Origin of the sequence: Geodermatophilus normandii (assembly GCF_003182485.1) — a bacterium.
Classification (GTDB): Bacteria; Actinomycetota; Actinomycetes; order Mycobacteriales; family Geodermatophilaceae; genus Geodermatophilus; species Geodermatophilus normandii.
The window spans coordinates 2740829-2756867 of record NZ_QGTX01000001.1; the positions used below are offsets into that span (position 1 = coordinate 2740829).

The following is a 16039-nucleotide window of genomic DNA, read 5'->3' on the forward strand; positions in this document are numbered from 1 at the left end:
ATGCCCCAGCTCCCGACGACGCAGCTCCCGACGACGCAGCTCCCGACGACGCGGACCGCACCCCCGCCGTCCCCGGCTCCCGATCCGCTCCGCCGGCTGGTCGACGACGAGGCCCTCGCCCGGTGCGCGGACGAGCCGATCGCCGTACCCGGCGCCGTCCAGCCGCACGGCGCGCTGCTCGCCGTCACCGAGCACGACCTCGCCGTCGTCGTCGCCTCGGCCAACGCCGCCGACGTCCTCGGGAGCGTGCCCGCCACGCTCGCCGGGCTGCTCACCCCGGCCGAGCTCGACCGGCTGCGCGCGGCGCTGGCCGCCGACCTCGCCGAGGCCGGGCCGCTGCGGGTCGCGCCCGGCGGCACCGAGCTGGACCTGGTGCTCTCCCGCAGCGGCGGCCTGCTGGTGACCGAGTGGGAGCCGGTGGCCGGCGCGGGCTCGGCGGGCGCGGCCTGGCACCGGCGGCTGCCGACCGTGCTCCAGCGGCTGTCGGCGCCCACCACGCTCGAGGGGCTGACCGCCGTCCTGGCCCGCGAGGTCCGCGCGCTGACCGGGTTCGACCGGGTGATGGTCTACCGCTTCGACGCCGAGTGGAACGGCGAGGTGGTCGCGGAGGACCGGCGCGAGGACCTCGAGCCGTTCCTCGGCCTGCACTACCCGGCCGGCGACATCCCCGCCCAGGCCCGCGCGCTCTACGCCACCCAGTGGATGCGGCTCATCCCCGACGCCACGTACACGCGGGTCCCGCTCGAGCCGCCGCTGGTCCCCGGCACCGGCCGGCCGCTGGACCTGTCCGGCGCGATGCTGCGCAGCGTCTCGCCGGTGCACCTGGAGTACCTGGCCAACATGGGCGTCACCGCGTCGATGTCGGTCTCGCTGATCGACCGCGGCCGGCTCTGGGGGCTGGTCTCCTGCCACGGCTACAGCGGCCCGCACCGCCCGTCCGCCGCCGACCGCACCGCCGCGGAGTTCCTCGGCCGCACCGCCTCGCTGCTGCTGCACACCACCGTCGGGGCCGCCGAGCGCGACGGGATGGTCGCCGTCGCGCAGCGGGAGGCCGCGCTGGTCGCCGCGATCGGCCGCACGCCGCGCACGCCCGCCGCGGCGCTCGTCGACGGCGACCTCACCGTGCTGGACCTGCTGCCCGCCGCCGGCGCCGCGGTCCGCCTCGACGGCCGGCTGCACCTGCTCGGCGCCACCCCGCCGGCCGACCGGGTCACGGCGGTCGTCCCCGCGGTGCTGCGAGCCGGCGGCGTCACCGACCGGCTGACCCTGGCGGTACCCGGCTTCGACGACGTCGCCGGCGACGCGAGCGGCGTGCTCGCGGTCGAGGTCGGCGGCGGGCGCGGGGACTTCCTCGCCTGGTTCCGCCCCGAGACGCCGCGCGAGGTCAGCTGGGGCGGGGACCCGCACACGTCGAAGGTCACCGACGGCCGGCTCTCGCCGCGGCGCTCCTTCGCCCGCTGGACCGAGACCGTCCGCGGCACCGCGCGCCCGTGGCGCGACCACGAGGTGGCCGCCGCCCGCGCCCTGGCCGGCCACCTGGGCGAGGCGGTGCTCGCCCGCGCCGGCGAGGACGACCGGCTCGCCGCCGCCCTGCAGCGGACCCTGCTGCTCGAGCGGCTGCCCACCGTCCCCGGCGTCGCGCTCGGCGCGCGGTACCGGCCGAGCGAGGCCGACGTCGTCGGCGGCGACTGGTACGACCTGGTGCCGCTGCCCAGCGGCCGGCTCGCCGTGGTGCTCGGCGACGCCGCCGGGCACGGGCTGACCGCCGCCTCGGTCACCGCGCAGCTGCGGCACGCCCTGCGCGCGGCGCTGCTGCGCGACGAGGGCCCGGCCGCGGCGCTGGCCGAGCTCAACCGGCTCGTCGCCGCGCTGCTGCCCGGCGAGATGGCCACCGCCGTCGTCGTGCAGCTGGACCCGGTCAGCGGCGAGGTGGCGCTGGCCAGCGCCGGGCACCTGCCGGCCGTGCACGCCGGCGACGGCACCGCCCGGCTGGTCACCGACGGCCGCGGACCGGCGCTCGGCCTGCTCGACGACGCCGGCTACCCGCAGGCCACGCTGCGGCTCGGGTCCGGCGACCGGCTGCTGCTCTACAGCGACGGCCTGGTCGAGCGGCGCGACCGGCCGCTGCCGGACGGGCTGGAGGCCGTGCGCGCGGTGGTGGCCGAGAGGGCCGGCACGCCGCAGGAGGTCGTGGACGCGGTGGTCGAGGCGCTCGACCCGGCCGGCACCGACGACGTCACCGTGGTCGGGCTGGCGCGCGTCCGACCGGGGGCCCCGCCGTCAGCCGTGAGCACCGCCGCGGACGAGGTAGCGGTAGGCCGGTGAGCCGGGGTCGAGGTGCTGGATGCGCAGCGGGCTCGCCGCGGTGCGCTCCAGCAGGCCGGGCAGGCTCGCGGCGCTGCCGAGCTCGATCCCGGTGAGCGCGGCGCCGGTCTCGCGGTTGTCCCGCTTCACGTACTCGAACAGCACGATGTCGTCGTCCGGGCCGAGCACGTCGTCGAGGAAGCGGCGCAGCGCGCCGGGCTCCTGCGGGAACTCGACGAGGAAGTAGTGCTTGAGCCCCTGGTGCACCAGGGAGCGCTCGATGACCTCGGCGTAGCGGCTGACGTCGTTGTTGCCGCCCGAGAGCAGGCAGACCACCGTCGAGCCGGGCTCGACCCGCACGGTGCCGCCGGTGAGCGCCGCGGTCGCCAGCGCGCCGGCGGGCTCGGCGATGATCCCGTCGACCTGGTACAGCTCGAGCATCTCGGTGCAGATCTGGCCCTCGGGCACGGCCACCACCTCGGCGCCCGAGTCGCGCACCAGCGGCAGGGTGACCGCGCCGGCCCGGCGGACGGCGGCGCCGTCGACGAACGTGTCGATCGCCGGCAGGTCCACCGGGTGCCCCGCCGCCAGTGCCGCGGCCGTGCTCGCCGCCCCGGCGGGCTCCACGCCGACCAGCCGGGTGCCGGGGCTGGCCTGCGACAACCAGGTGCCGCAGCCGGCGAGCAACCCGCCGCCGCCCAGCGGGAGGACGACGACGTCGGGTGTGCGGCCGCCGAGCTGCTCGAGCACCTCGACGGCGACGGTGGCCTGCCCGACGACGACCGGCCAGGCGTCGAAGGCGGGCACGAGCGTGGCGCCGCTGCTGCCGGCGTGCACGGCGGCCGCGGCCGCGGCGTCGTCGTAGGTGTCGCCGGTGACGACGAGCTCGACCATGTCCCCGCCGAGCGCCTGGATGCGGGCGCGCTTCTGGCGGGGCGTCGTCCCGGGGACGAAGACCGCCCCGCGCACCCCGAGCGCCCGGCACGCGTACGCGACGCCCTGGCCGTGGTTGCCGGCGCTCGCGCAGACGACCCCGGCCGCGCGGGCGGCGTCCTCGAGGCGGCTGATCGTGTTGTAGGCGCCGCGGACCTTGTACGAGCGGCCGACCTGCAGGTCCTCGCGCTTGAGCCACACGTCGGCGCCGGTGAGGTCGGACAGCCGCTGGTTGCGCTGCAGCGGCGTGCGCTCGGCGACCCCGGCCAGCCGGCCCACGGCGTCCCGCACGTCAGCGGCGAACGAGGTCAGGTCCGGCGTCACGGCGGTGCTCACGGTGCTCCATCCTCCCTGCCGCCGGAGGTGCTCCCGCGGGCAGTCGTGCTCTGCCCCCGACCGGGGGGCAGAGCACGACCGAGCGCGGAAGGGGTCGGTCAGGCGGTGAGCCGGCCGTCGTCGGCGACGGTGACGCGGCCGGCGGCGGTGACCCGGGCCAGCGCCTGGGCCAGCAGCGGGGCCAGCGAGGGCGTGCGCCGGCGGTAGCCGAACACCTCGGCGGTGCGCAGGAACAGCTCGTCCTGGGTCAGCGGCCCGCCCGCGCGGCAGAGGGCGACCATCGCGTTGCCGACCTCCGGCACGGGCACCTGCTCCAGCGGGCGGACGGTGCTCGCGGCCTGGCGGCGGTAGGCGGTCCAGGTGTCCCGGTCCAGCGTCTCGGGCCAGACGACCTCGCCGTCGACGAGGCCGTCCGGCAGCAGCGCCAGCAGCGCGTCGCGCCGGGCCTCGCCCACCCGGGTGAGCCCGAAGGCGCCGGCGGCGAGGCGGACCAGGCGGTCGCGGTGCACGGGTCCCTCCGCCCTGAGCCCGGCGGTCAGCACCCGCCTGACCAGGCGGGCGTTGCGCGGGTCGGCGAGGGCGTCGAGGACCTTGCGGTCACCGGCGGGCCTGGGCGCCCACGGGCGGAACCGCAGCTCCGCCGCCGGCTCCCCGGGGAGGTCGGGGACGACGGTCAGCGGCACCGGGGTCACCGGCGTCGTCACCACCGGGGCGTCCACGGGCTGGTGCCGCGGCACCGGCAGCGCGGTGACGGCGGCCGACACCATCGACCGCAGCGTCGGCAGCCCCCGGGGAGCGTCCGGCTCCTCGACGACGACCGGCTGCTCGACGACGTCCGGCTCCTCGACGACGTCCGGCTCCTCGCCCGGCTCGTCGGCGGGGGGCTCCGGGACGACGGCGGGGGTGGCGTCCTCGACGGTCGGCGCGGGCGCCGGGGGGGAGGAGACCAGCGCGGGCACGGCGGCCACCGCGGCGGTCAGGCGGTCGAGCACGGCGTCGCGGTCGCGCAGCCACGAGGGCAGCCACACCCGTTCCACCACCGGCCAGCCGAGCATGCCGGAGAGCACCTCGACGGGGAGCCCGTCGCGGTCGCCGACGGTGCGCCGCCGCGCCCAGTCCGGACCGTCGAGCAGCACCGCCATCACCGGCGTCGCCGGCTCGTCGGCGCGGGCGACGGACAGGTCGACGCGGAACTCCGAGAGGCCGACGTCGGTGCGCACGGCCAGCCCCCGGGCGCGCAGCGCCGCGGCGATCTCCTCGCGGTGGCGGTCCGGAACGGTGGAGCGCCGCGCCTCGCGGGGCAGCGCGTCGGTGCCGAGGGCGGCGAGGTCGAGGTAGGCACGCAGGTGCTTGATGCCCAGCGACGACGTCTGCTCGGCCCGCAGCGCCGACGGGTCGAAGGAGGAGAAGACGACGACCTGCCTGCGGGCGCGGGTGATCGCCACGTTGAGCCGGCGCTCGCCGCCCACCCGGTTGAGCGGGCCGAAGTTCAGCGGCAGCACGCCGCGGTCGTCGGCGCTGAAGCCGGTGGAGAACAGCACGACGTCGCGCTCGTCGCCCTGCACGTTCTCGAGGTTCTTGACGAACAGGCCCTCGCCGTCGGTGCGGTCCAGCGCCTCGGCGAGCCGCTCGTCGCCGGCGTCACGCAGCAGCGACTCGATGTAGGCCCGCTGCTGGGCGTTGAAGGTCACCACGCCGATCGAGGGCACCGTCTCCGGGGAGGCGTCGAACCGGCGGCGGACCTCGGCGACGACGGCCTTGGCCTCCAGCGGGTTGGTCCGCAGCAGCCGGCCGGCGCCGGAGCGGTGGAAGGTGCCCTGCACCCGCACCAGCGAGATGCCGCGGCCGTCGACGTCGGCCGAGGGCCGCCCGTGCGTGGGTGCCGGGAACGACGACAGCCGGTTCTCGTAGTAGTGCGCGTTGCTGAAGGCGATCAGCGACTCGTCCTGGCTGCGGTAGTGCCACGACAGCCAGTGCCGCGGCACCCGCGCCTGCACGCACTCGCTGAGGATCGACTCCTCGTCCTCGACGGCGGTGCCGAGCAGCTCGGCGAGCTCGTCGTCGACGGCGGTGGCCGGCTCGGCGAACGACGTCGGCGGCATCTGCTCGCTGTCGCCGACCACGACGGCGGCCCGCGCCCGGCCCAGCGCGCCGACGGCGTCGGCCACCCGGATCTGCGAGGCCTCGTCGAAGACGACGAGGTCGAACTGGCCGGCCTTCGCGGGGAAGAAGCGCGCCACCGAGTCGGGGCTGACCAGCACGCACGGCATGACCGCCGTCACCAGGTCGCCGTACTGGGCCAGCAGCGCCCGCACGCCCAGGCCCTTGCGGGGGCGGTTCAGCTCGCGCTGCAGCGCGCCGAGCCGGTCCCCGCCGTCCGGGTCGCCGGCGTCCTCGAGCCGGCGCCCGGCCAGCACCGACGCCGGCAGCGCCGCGGTCAGGTGGCGGCGGACCGCGCGGGACGCGGCGGTGAAGCGGGTGATCGCCCGCCCGTGCGCGGCCTCGTCGAAGCCGTCCAGGCCGGTGGCGGCGCGCCGCTCGGCGGTGGAGGCGGCGGCCAGGCCGTGCTCGAAGGCGCGCGGGGCGTCCTCGGCGGGCAGCCGCCCGGAGACCAGCGCGGCGCGGGCGTCGGTCAGGCCGGCGGCGCGCAACGGCTCGAGGGTGTCGAGGAACTCCGCCCAGCGGCGCAGCGAGGTGAGCCCGCCGTGCTCGACGCCGCGCTCGGGGCGGGTCAGCGCCCAGCGCAGCACCACGCCGTCGTCGCCGCACCAGGCAGCCAGCGCGGCCGGGGTGCTGCGGCAGACGTGCAGCAGCTCGTCGAGCCCGTCGCGCAGCCGCGCGACCGCCCGCGCGGCACCGGCGTCCGGTCCCGGCCCGGCGACGACGTAGCGGCGCAGCGCGACGGCGAACTCGCGCGCGCTGTCGACGACGGCGCCGGCGCGGCGCAGCCAGGCGACCTGCCCGTCGAGCAGCGTGGGCTGCAGCAGCGGGTTCCAGTCCCCGGGCACCGACAGGCCGGGGATGACCGAGGCGCGGGCGGCCAGGGCGGCGGCGGCGGTCTGCAGCCGCCACAGCGAGGCGGTGAGCTCCGCGACGTCGCGCAGCCTGACCGTCACCCCGGGGCGCAGCACCGGCGCCAGCTGCGCCCGCACCGCGCGCAGCCCCTGCCGGCGGGCCCACCAGCGGGCGGCCTGCGCGGTCTGCGCGGCGACGTAGAGATCGGCCAGCGGCAGCGCGAGCGCCTCCGGGGTCGCCAGCTCCAGGCCGGGGTGGACGGTGGCGGCGAAGGCCGCGGCCTCGCCGAGCACCGTCGTCGTCGCGGTGGTCCAGCGCTCGGTGGGCACCTCGTCGAGGACGTCGAGGCCGACGGCGGGACCGGACAGCAGGTGGGCGAGGTCGCCGAGGTCGCCGGGGCTGCGCACCTCGCGCAGCGCCCGCGCCAGGTGCTCCTCGGACGGCAGGGCGCGCATCGCGGCGTCGACCTCGGCCGCGGCCGACCGGGCGGCGGGCAGGTCCACCCGCGCGGTGTCGACGAACGCCCACGGGTGCCGCGGGGAGGGGCGGACCAGGTCGGCGACGTCGGGCAGCAGCGCGAGCGCGCGGCGCACGTCGGCGAGCGTCTCGGCGGGAGCGGCGGCGGCGAAGGTCTGCGGCACCGGCAGCTGCGGGACGTCGTCGCCGAGGGCGAGCTGCGCGGTCCGCGCGGAGTAGTAGGACAGGCCCGCGGCGTTGACGGAGTGCAGCCGGTCGGCGTAGCGGGCCAGCGTGCGGCGGGCGGCGCGCAGGTCGTCGCCGTCGGCGGCCAGGCCCTGCTCGTCGACGGCCACCGCGTGGTCCAGCGCCGCGCGCACCCGGGCGCGCACCTCGGCGGCGCGGGCGCCGCGGTCGTGCAGGTCGAGGGCGAACGGGCCCATGCCGACCGCCTCGAGCCGCCGGGCGACGACGTCGAGCGCGGCCCGCTTCTCGGCCACGAACAGCACCTTCCTGCCGTCGGCGACCGCGCGGGTCAGCAGGTTGGTGATGGTCTGCGACTTGCCGGTGCCGGGCGGGCCCTCGAGCACGAAGGTGCGGCCGGCGACGCCCTCGGCCACGGCACGCAGCTGCGAGGCGTCGGCCGGGACGGGGCAGCGGGCGGCCAGCTCGTCGAGGTCGACGTCGGCGGCTGCGGCGGGCACCGGGTCGGCGAAGGCCTCGGTGGGGGCGTGCACGAGGTGGGACACCAGCGGGTTGGCGGTGAGCTCGGCCCAGTGCTCGTCGAGGTCGCGCCACAGCCGGTACTTGGCGAACTGCAGGACGGCGAGGTCGGCGGTGGCCTCGACGCGGAAGGGCAGCCCGGCGTCGGCGAGGGCCTGGCGGACCGCGGTGAGCGCGGTGTCGACGTCGGTGCTCTCGCCGTCCAGCCCGGGCACGGTCAGCCCGTGCACCTGGCGCAGCTTCTCCAGCAGGCACCAGTTGGGGCTGACGGCGGCGGCGTCGTCGGCGGTCAGGCGGTAGGCGCCGGTGCGGCCGGCGGGGGAGAGGACGACGGGGAGCAGCACCAGCGGCGAGCGCAGCGGCCGGCCGTCGAGCTCCCAGGCGAGGCTGCCGATCGCCACGTACAGGTTGTTGGCGCCGGTCTCCTCGCGGACGGTGCGCGCGCGGTGCGCCAGGCCGCGCAGGCGCGGGAGGTAGCCGCCCTCGCTGACGTCGGCGTGCACCGCCCGGCGGTCGACCAGCGTCTCGCCCAGCAGCCCGACCGGCAGCTCGCGGGCCGACCGCAGCCCGCGCTCGACCTGGACGGCCGCCAGCCGGTCGCCGGGCAGCAGGGTGACCGCGACGTCGCCGGTGAGCAGGTCTGCGAGCGAGGCGAGGTAGGCGTCGGGGACGACCAGCGGCAGGCCGGCGCCCTCGGTGTAGTTGATCAGCCGGTTGCGCAGGCTCAGGTCGAGCAGGCTGTTCTTCCACTGCTGCACGCGCGGCGGCACACCGGGGCGGCTGCCGGGGACGGGGCGGCGTGCCGGCCGGACGGGCGGGCGGCGGGGTCGGAGTCGGTGGGGCGGTACTCGACGACCTGCACCGAGCCGTCCGGCCCGCGGGTGCGCGCGGGCAGCGGCAGGATGCCGTCGCGCCGGGCGCGGTGGACGTCGGTCACGCCGACCACCCGCTCCAGCGCGCCGGGCAACCAGGCGTCGTAGGCGGCGCGGTGCAGCCGCTCGGCGTCGGGCTCCTCGGCCGCCCTGCTGGTGAGCAGCGTCGTCTCCACCAGCCGCACCAGGCCGAGGTCGACGAGGTTGACCAGCGGCGCGACGTCGGTGGTGGCCGCGCTCTCCGCGCCGCGCTCCTCGCGCCAGTAGCCGAGGAACGCGTGGCCGTCGGCCACCCACAGCAGCGGGCGGACGCCGGCGGCCTCGAGCGCGGCGGCCAGCACGACGACGGTGTCCAGGCAGGTGCCCACCCGGCCGTCGAGGACGTCGCCGGGGGTGCGGACCTTCTGACCGATGTCGGCCCAGCTGGCCGGGGGCTCGCTGTAGCGGATGCCGCGGGCCCGCATCGCCGCGGCGATCGCGGCGACGATCTCGTCGACCCGCTCGGGACCGGCCTGGTAGCCCTGCACCGACGGGTCGTCGGTCCGCTCCTCGAGCAGCGCGGCGGCCTCCGCCAGCAGCGCGGTCACCGCCGGGTGGTTGGGCAGGACGTGCGCGGCGAGCATCTCCAGCGCCAGCGGCACCGGGGTGGCCAGCCACTGGCCGGCGGCGAGCACCTGCACCGGGAGGGCGGTGCCGGCCACGTCCACGCCGTCGACGGCGACGTCGATCTCGATCGAGCCGGGCCGCTGCTCCTCGATCTGCAGCATCGCGGCGGGGTCCATGACCAGGCCGACGTCGCTGAGCACCGTGGTCGCGCCGGCGTCGAGGTCGACCAGCAGCTCGACCGGGCTGCCGATGGGACCCTCGGCGTCCTGCACCCCGAGGCGCACGGAGGCACCGCGGACGGCCGCGCCGTGGTTGGTGAACGCCAGCCGCGACACGACGGGCACGCGGTTGTGCGCGAGGGCGTAGGAGAGCACCGGCGTGCTGGTGGCCGAGATCGCCACGGCCGCCCGGACACCGTCGTGCGGAAGCGGGCGGACGTCCGTGGTGCTCATGCCGTCCTGTCTACCGGTCCGGACGGACCGGTCCGGTCATCCGCGTGGAGCGTCTGGGGCGGGTGTGACGGGAGCGCCGAGACGTTGCCGGGCGGGTCCGCGGCGGCGGGTCGCCGGCCGATGCGGTGCGTACGTTCGGCCCGGTGCGCACCGCGACCGAGCCGCCGTCCGACGTCCCCGACGGCGACCTGGACACGGAGCGGATGCCCCTCCGCTCGCGGCACCGGGCCGCGCGCCCGGGGCCCGCCGGCGCCTGTGGGTCCTGGGAGCGCTGGTGCTGCTGGCGGCCGTCGGCGGCCTGGCGGTGCTGGTCGCGCCGGCGGTGCGGGGTCCCGTCGGAGGTGCCGCGCCGGCCCTCCCGCCGGCGGCCGGGGCGCCCGACCCGGTGGCGCGGCCGGCGTCCCCGCACCCGGCCACGTCGGCCGCGCCGTCGTCGCCGGCACCGGTCCCCGCCGAGCCCGAGCCGGTGGCCGAGGTGCCGGTCGTCGTCCCCCCGGCGGGCCCGGTCCCGACGACCCGGCCGGCTCCCTCGCCCGCGGCCGCGCCGACCCCCGCGGCGCCCGAGCCTCCCGTGGCGTGTGGCGAGCGGCCCGGCCGCGGGCACGGGCGCGGGCACGGCGACCGGGAGCCGCGCTGCCCGTGACAGGCTGACCCGGTGCCGAGACGGAGCGCGGGGGTGCTGCTGTACCGGCGCGGCCCCGGCGGCGGGCTGGAGGTCCTGCTCGGACACATGGGCGGGCCGTTCTGGGCCCGCAGGGACGACGGCGCCTGGTCGGTCCCGAAGGGCGAGTACGGCGACGGCGAGGAGCCGCTCGCGGTCGCGCGGCGGGAGTTCGAGGAGGAGCTGGGCAGTCCCGTGCCGGCGTCCGACCTGGTCCCGCTCGGCGAGCTGCGGGCCGGGGCCAAGGTGCTCACCGTGTGGGCCGCCGAGGGCGACCTCGACGCGGCCGCCACCGTGAGCAACACCTTCTCGCTCGAGTGGCCGCCGCGGTCCGGGCGGGTCCAGGAGTTCCCCGAGATCGACCGCGCCGCCTGGCTCGGCGTCGACGAGGCGCGCAGCAAGCTGGTGGAGGGCCAGGTCCCGTTCCTCGACCGGCTCCTGGCGCTCCTCGGCGCCTGACCCGCACCCGTCGTCGACCTGCTGCTGCCTCGGCGGTCCGGAGACGACAGCAGGTCGACGTCCGGCGCCCGTACGGCGGGCAGGGGAACGCGGTGGGTCGATCGCGTGACGTCTCGTCCCACCGGCGCGCTGCACCTCGCGCCGCGTCCGCGCGGGTGTCACCCTCGGCGGCCACCGACCCCGGGAGGTCCCCGTGAGCACCGCCCACCGCTGTTCCGCCGAGTCCTGCGCCTGCGCGCCGTCGTCCCGCCCGGTGGCGAGGACCGTGGTGCGCCGCCGTCCGCGGTGGTCCGCCGGGCCGGCGCAGGTGACGGATCGCTGACGAGACGTCACACCCGTCCCACCCGCGACCGCGACGTCGCAGGTGGGTGGCAGGGTCTGCCTCCCGAGTCCTGACGGACTCCCGAGCGAGGAGACCCGCGTGCTGTGTGAGACCTGCGCCGCCGAGACCCACCCGGGCCCGGTGTGCGCCCGCTGCGCCACGCTGGCGCAGCTGACCCAGCCGGTGCTGCGGCTGGAGACCCGCCGCCGGCCGCCGGTGCCCCCGGCGGCTCCGCGGGGCTGAGTCCGGCGCCGTGCCGACCCGTCGGGACGTCGACGGGTCGACGGGCCGACACGGCGTGACCGACCTCACTGCTAGCAATCCGCTTGCAGGAGTTAGCAGCGGCACCGGGCGGGGCATCCAGAGGACGTCAGGTCATCCCCGATCCCTGGAGTCCCCCATCGTGACCGACACCACCCACGCCAAGATCGTCAACCAGCTCCGCGCGCTCGTGCTGCTCACCCAGACCGAGGAGCAGATCGCCCGCACGCGCGTCTCCCAGGCCCGGACCGACGCGGTCCGCCGGGAGCTGACGCAGAACGCCGACAACGCCATGGAGCGCACGCGCCTCATCACCGCCGAGCTCCGCGAGCTCGGTGGGGTGCCCGACGTCGTCACCCCGGCGATCGGCCGGCTCTCCGCCGTGCTCAAGGCCACCTTCGAGCAGGCCGAGCCGATCGAGGAGGCCCTCCTGCAGGACCTCACGCTCGAGCACCAGCTGCTCGACCGCGCCACCTACCTGAAGGTGCTGGGCCAGCGGGCCGGGCTGGCCAAGGTCGAGCGCCTCGCCGAGGGCCTCATCCGGGCGCACGAGGCCACCGTCGAGTGGCTGACCGTCGTCCTGGCCGAGGAGGCGCTGGGCGGCCCCGCCGCGCTGCAGCCCACCCCGTTCCAGACGGTCGCCGGTGTGGCCGCGCGTGCCGCCAACGCCCCGTACCGCTTCGTCGCCAACCGGGTGAACGAGGCGCTGGACACCGCCCAGCAGCGGCGCCAGCGGGTCGGCGAGGAGATCGGCCAGGTCGCCGACCGCGCCGGCACCCTCACCGACGCCGTCCGCGAGACCCTGACGGTCGGCCGCAGCGCCGCCCTCCGCCGGGCCGAGCGCATCGCCCGCCGCGAGGGCAACCGCGAGGCCGCGAACACCGCCAAGGCCGCCCGCGAGGAGCTCGGCGACGTCTCCGCCGACGAGCTGCCCATCAAGGGCTTCGACTCCCTGTCGACGTCGGACGCCGCCAAGGCCGCCAAGGCGCTGCGCGACCCGCACGACATCCGCGTGGTCATCCGCTACGAGGAGACCCACAAGAACCGGGCGAGCGTCATCAGCGCCGCCCAGGTCGCCCTCGCCGAGGTCGCCAAGGAGGCCGTGGGCGTCGACAAGTGACGTCTGCACTCTCCGGAGGGCCCGCACCCACCCTGGGTGCGGGCCCTCCGCATGCCGGGGAGATCACGCCGCGACGGGTCGCCGCCGTCTCGTCCCTCGGGGATGGTGGAGGCATGCAGATCACTCCGCAGGCCCTGGAGCAGGAGTTCTCCCTCCAGACGGCCGCCACCCGCCTGGACTTCCTGAGCCGGCGGGACTCCGGGGCGACGACCCTCAACACCGTCGCCGACCGCGACGACGACGACTGGAGCTCGCTGCTGCAGGACAGCACGTCCCTCGACGTGCCGGAGTCCCTCGAGCTGCTCGCGCTGGGCGAGGTCATCTCCCGCAAGGCCCACGACAGCCAGCTGGTCGGCTTCCGCGCCGCCCTGCGCGGCGGGGCGACCTGGGAGCAGATCGCCGCCGCGCTCGACGTGACGCCGGACGAGGCCTGGGCGGCCTTCCACCGCTCCATCGAGCGGCAGGAGCGGACCGCCGCCCTCGCGCCCGACGAGGCGGCCTCCGCCCGCGAGCTGGCCGGCGCCCGTCCCGGCGCCTGAGCGAGGCCCCCTGCAGGGTCCCGCGACTCGCGAGCTCGCGGCGGGACCCTGCAAGGGGGGCGTCGTCAGCGGACCTCGACGCCCCGCCAGAAGGCGACCCGGCCGGCGATCTCCCTGGCCGCGTCCTTGGGCTCGGGGTAGTACCAGGCCGCGTCGGGGTTGACCTGCCCGTCGACCTCGAGGGAGAGGTAGGACGCCTCGCCCTTCCACGGGCAGGTGGTGTGCGTCGAGGACGGGCGCAGCACGTCCTCGCGCACCGACGCACGCGGGAAGTAGGCGTTGCCCTCGACGGTGACGATGTCGTCGGACTCGGCGATGACGGTCCCGTTCCAGGTGGCTGTGGTCATGAGGTGATCGTCCTCCGCGGCGGTGCCCGACGGCACCCTGTCGTGTGCCATCCGACCGTCCCCCACAGGCGTACCGACGGGACGGCTGGGCATGACTCGGGGGAGCGCCGAGCGCGCCGTCCGGCCCGCCGAACCCGAGGAGTCCCGCCGTGTCCCAGGCTGCCCGTCCACCCGACCCCGACGACCCGCGGCGCGGGATGCGGGTGCGGCCCCAGCGCGGCCGCGCCATGTTCTTCGGCACCTTCGTCGGCCTGATCGTCCTGGTCTTCGCGATCATCCTGCTGGTCAGCCAGTGCGCCAACAGCGACGGCGACCAGGGCGGCGACGACAACGCCACCGGTCTCCCCGTGGTCGTCGAGCAGCCCGGCTCCGCCCTGCTCGCCACCTGACCCGCGAGGGGGACGCCGCGGCGCGTCCTCCTGACCTGCACGGACGTCGTGTGTGAAGGTGCCCGCCGGACCGGATGCCGCCCTGGCGCCGGTCGGAGCACCGAGGAGCACGACATGACCGAACCGGGACAGCCCGGCACCCAGCCGCCGGCCGGGGGCCCGCAGCCCGGCCAGCCCGTCCCGTCGCAGGGCGCGCCGTACCCCGGGGCCGGCCCGCGGGCGCGTGGCAGCCGCCGGCCGGGGCCCGCCGCAGGGCGGCCACCCCGGCGGCTGGGGCCAGCCCCAGCCCGGCCAGCCCGGGTTCGGCCAGCCCCAGCCCGGCCAGCCCTTCGGTCAGCCCGGCTCGTTCGGTGGGCCGGCCCCGGCGCCGGCCAAGCCCGGGAAGGGCCGGAAGATCGGCAGCGTCGTGGCGGCGGTCGCCGTCGCGGGCGGCGTCGCCGCGTTCCGGTTCATCGACTTCGGCGCCCCCGAGGTCGGCGACTGCATCACCTCCGAGGGCACCTCGTACGAGACCGTCGGCTGCGACGACTCCGGGGCCGAGGCCCGCATCGTCGGGGTCATCGACGAGAAGGTGACGGAGAGCGAGTTCTACGAGTCCAGCTACCAGCCCTGCGGCGACTTCCCCACCACCACGCAGGTGCTGTGGAGCGGGGAGACCGGCGGCGAGGGCACCGTCTACTGCGCCGAGGACGTCTGACCGCGCCCCGACGCGTCACGAGCGCCCCGCCGGCACCGCCGGCGGGGCGCTCGTGCGTCGAGGGGCTAGCGCTCGAGGAGGGCGAAGGTGGCCACGGCGTGCGCGATGCCCTTGCCCTCCTGCTCGACGTCGGCCTCGCAGATGGTCAGGTGCTCCCCGCGGGTGCGCACCCGCCCGCGCACCTCGAGCCGGCCGGGCGTCCCGGGGCGCAGGTAGGTGACGGTGAGCTGGCTGGTGGCGGGCACCTCGCCGTCGCCGGTGGTGGTGCGCACGGCCTGTCCCATCACGGTGTCGACCAGGGTGGCGACGACGCCGCCGTGCAGGGTGCCCGCCGGGTTGAGGTGCTCGTCGCGGACCTCGAACCCCAGCGTCGCCTCGCCGTCGCCGGTGTCCTCGACCGTCACCCCGAGCCGCCCGGCGAACCCGCCGGGGACCGCGTCGTCTGCCATGCGGCGGCGGTACCCGGCCTCGCACTCCCCACGCCCGGGAAGCCCCACGGACGGCGGGACCGCCGTTATGGTCCGCCGCCGTGGCGAGGCGACGGAGGACGTGGATCTGGTCGGCGGCGGCGGTCGTGGTGGCGGCGCTGGCCGCCGTCACGCTGGTCTGGTTCCAGCCGCAGAAGCTCTTCTACGACGAGCGGGTCGACGAGGGCCTGCCCTCGGCCGCGGCGGAGGAGACCCCGGCCGGCGACGGCGGGGGAGCGGTCATCACCGTGGCGCCCTCCGGCCCGGTCGACCTCGCCAGCGGCGCGTTCGTCTCCCGCGAGCACGAGACCGTGGGCACCGCGCGGGTGGTCCGCCTGCCCGACGGGCAGGTCGTCGTCCGGCTCGAGGGCTTCGAGACCTCCAACGGCCCGGCGCTCTACGTCTACCTGTCGCAGAACCCGGCCACCGGCGAGGAGGCGGCCTTCGACGAGCAGTTCGTCGACCTCGGCCCGCTCAAGGGCAACGTCGGCGACCAGAACTACGTCGTGCCCGAGGGCGTCGACGCCACCGGCTACACCAGCGTCGTCATCTGGTGCGACCGCTTCGACGCCGCCTTCGGTGCCGCCGACCTCGGCCCCGCCGCCATGGCCTGACCCCTCAGGCGGGCTCGCGGCGCATCGGCACGTGCGGGATGCCGTCCTCGACGTAGCCGGGGCCGCTGAGCCGGAAGCCGAAGCGCTCGTACCAGCCCTGCAGGTGCGCCTGGGCGCCGAGCGTGATCGCCCGGCCCTCGCAGAGCCGGATCCCCTCCTCCATCAGCCGGGCGGCCAGGCCGCGGCCGCGCGCGCTCGCCGCGGTGGCCACGCGGCCGATCGCGCGGGTCTCGCCGTCGTCGAGGACCCGGATGGTGGCGAGGACCTCGCCGTCCTCCTCGAACCACAGGTGCAGCGTCGCCGGCTCCGGATCGCGGCCGTCGAGCTCGGGATAGGGGCACTGCTGCTCGACCACGAAGACGTCGACCCGCAGCCGGCAGAGGGCGTAGACCTCGAACGGGGTCAGGTCGGCGAAGGGGGCCGTGCGCAGGGTCGGCTGGTCGGCGGTCACGGCTGTCGTTGTAGC

Annotated in this window: 15 protein-coding genes; 9 read left to right on the plus strand and 6 right to left on the minus strand. The window is 77.1% G+C overall.

Going from position 1 to position 16039, the window contains the following annotated elements; genetic code table 11:
- Positions 1 to 2325, plus strand: a complete 2325-nt coding sequence (locus tag JD79_RS13405; RefSeq protein ID WP_110005927.1) for a SpoIIE family protein phosphatase — start codon at positions 1 to 3, stop codon at positions 2323 to 2325.
- Here JD79_RS13405 and ilvA read toward each other — a convergent pair.
- The 3 genes from ilvA to JD79_RS23790 all read right to left on the minus strand — a co-directional run bounded on the left by ilvA (position 2281) and on the right by JD79_RS23790 (position 9697).
- A complete protein-coding gene (gene ilvA / locus JD79_RS13410) occupies positions 2281 to 3573 on the minus strand; it encodes a threonine ammonia-lyase IlvA (RefSeq protein ID WP_245900073.1) in 1293 nt (430 codons plus the stop codon). The two genes, JD79_RS13405 and ilvA, sit on opposite strands and share 45 nt — an antisense overlap.
- Before the next feature lie 98 nt (positions 3574 to 3671).
- Complete coding sequence (locus JD79_RS13415; protein WP_245900074.1) at positions 3672 to 8525, minus strand: DUF3320 domain-containing protein; 4854 nt, start codon at positions 8523 to 8525, stop codon at positions 3672 to 3674.
- Complete coding sequence (locus JD79_RS23790) at positions 8492 to 9697, minus strand: hypothetical protein (protein ID WP_245900075.1); 1206 nt, start codon at positions 9695 to 9697, stop codon at positions 8492 to 8494. The genes JD79_RS13415 and JD79_RS23790 overlap by 34 nt, the downstream gene beginning before the upstream one ends.
- A gap of 274 nt (positions 9698 to 9971) precedes the next feature.
- Here JD79_RS23790 and JD79_RS13420 point away from each other — a divergent pair, with 274 nt between their 5' ends.
- The 5 genes from JD79_RS13420 to JD79_RS13435 all read left to right on the plus strand — a co-directional run bounded on the left by JD79_RS13420 (position 9972) and on the right by JD79_RS13435 (position 13059).
- Entirely contained in the window at positions 9972 to 10340 is a 369-nt protein-coding gene (locus JD79_RS13420; RefSeq protein ID WP_110005928.1) for a hypothetical protein, read from the plus strand.
- A gap of 12 nt (positions 10341 to 10352) precedes the next feature.
- Positions 10353 to 10817: an NUDIX hydrolase gene (locus tag JD79_RS13425; RefSeq protein WP_110005929.1), complete on the plus strand. Its 465-nt coding sequence runs from the start codon at positions 10353 to 10355 to the stop codon at positions 10815 to 10817.
- 421 nt (positions 10818 to 11238) lie between these two features.
- The gene (locus JD79_RS22665) at positions 11239 to 11382 is read left to right on the plus strand and encodes a hypothetical protein (RefSeq protein WP_170149198.1); all 144 of its coding nucleotides are present in this window, start codon (positions 11239 to 11241) and stop codon (positions 11380 to 11382) included.
- Between the two features lie 160 nt (positions 11383 to 11542).
- Positions 11543 to 12520: a hypothetical protein gene (locus JD79_RS13430; RefSeq protein ID WP_110005930.1), complete on the plus strand. Its 978-nt coding sequence runs from the start codon at positions 11543 to 11545 to the stop codon at positions 12518 to 12520.
- A gap of 113 nt (positions 12521 to 12633) precedes the next feature.
- Positions 12634 to 13059: a hypothetical protein gene (locus JD79_RS13435; protein WP_110005931.1), complete on the plus strand. Its 426-nt coding sequence runs from the start codon at positions 12634 to 12636 to the stop codon at positions 13057 to 13059.
- A 65-nt stretch (positions 13060 to 13124) separates the two neighbouring features.
- Here the strand turns inward: JD79_RS13435 and JD79_RS13440 are convergent, their stop codons facing one another.
- Positions 13125 to 13406, minus strand: a complete 282-nt coding sequence (locus JD79_RS13440) for a DUF427 domain-containing protein (RefSeq protein ID WP_110007691.1) — start codon at positions 13404 to 13406, stop codon at positions 13125 to 13127.
- 149 nt (positions 13407 to 13555) lie between these two features.
- On the opposite strand from JD79_RS13440, the gene JD79_RS13445 reads away from it, so the two are divergent.
- Positions 13556 to 13795 carry a hypothetical protein gene (locus tag JD79_RS13445; RefSeq protein ID WP_110005932.1) on the plus strand — a complete coding sequence of 80 codons (240 nt, stop codon included), beginning with the start codon at positions 13556 to 13558 and terminating at the stop codon, positions 13793 to 13795.
- A 223-nt stretch (positions 13796 to 14018) separates the two neighbouring features.
- Positions 14019 to 14492: an LppU/SCO3897 family protein gene (locus tag JD79_RS13450; RefSeq protein WP_110005933.1), complete on the plus strand. Its 474-nt coding sequence runs from the start codon at positions 14019 to 14021 to the stop codon at positions 14490 to 14492.
- A gap of 65 nt (positions 14493 to 14557) precedes the next feature.
- Here the strand turns inward: JD79_RS13450 and JD79_RS13455 are convergent, their stop codons facing one another.
- Positions 14558 to 14941, minus strand: coding sequence for a PaaI family thioesterase (locus JD79_RS13455; RefSeq protein WP_110005934.1), 384 nt, complete (start codon positions 14939 to 14941; stop codon positions 14558 to 14560).
- A gap of 80 nt (positions 14942 to 15021) precedes the next feature.
- On the opposite strand from JD79_RS13455, the gene JD79_RS13460 reads away from it, so the two are divergent.
- Positions 15022 to 15573, plus strand: a complete 552-nt coding sequence (locus JD79_RS13460; RefSeq protein ID WP_211307967.1) for a DM13 domain-containing protein — start codon at positions 15022 to 15024, stop codon at positions 15571 to 15573.
- 4 nt (positions 15574 to 15577) lie between these two features.
- Here JD79_RS13460 and JD79_RS13465 read toward each other — a convergent pair whose 3' ends face one another.
- Positions 15578 to 16024: a GNAT family N-acetyltransferase gene (locus tag JD79_RS13465; RefSeq protein ID WP_211307968.1), complete on the minus strand. Its 447-nt coding sequence runs from the start codon at positions 16022 to 16024 to the stop codon at positions 15578 to 15580.
- Positions 16025 to 16039: the final 15 nt, after the last annotated feature.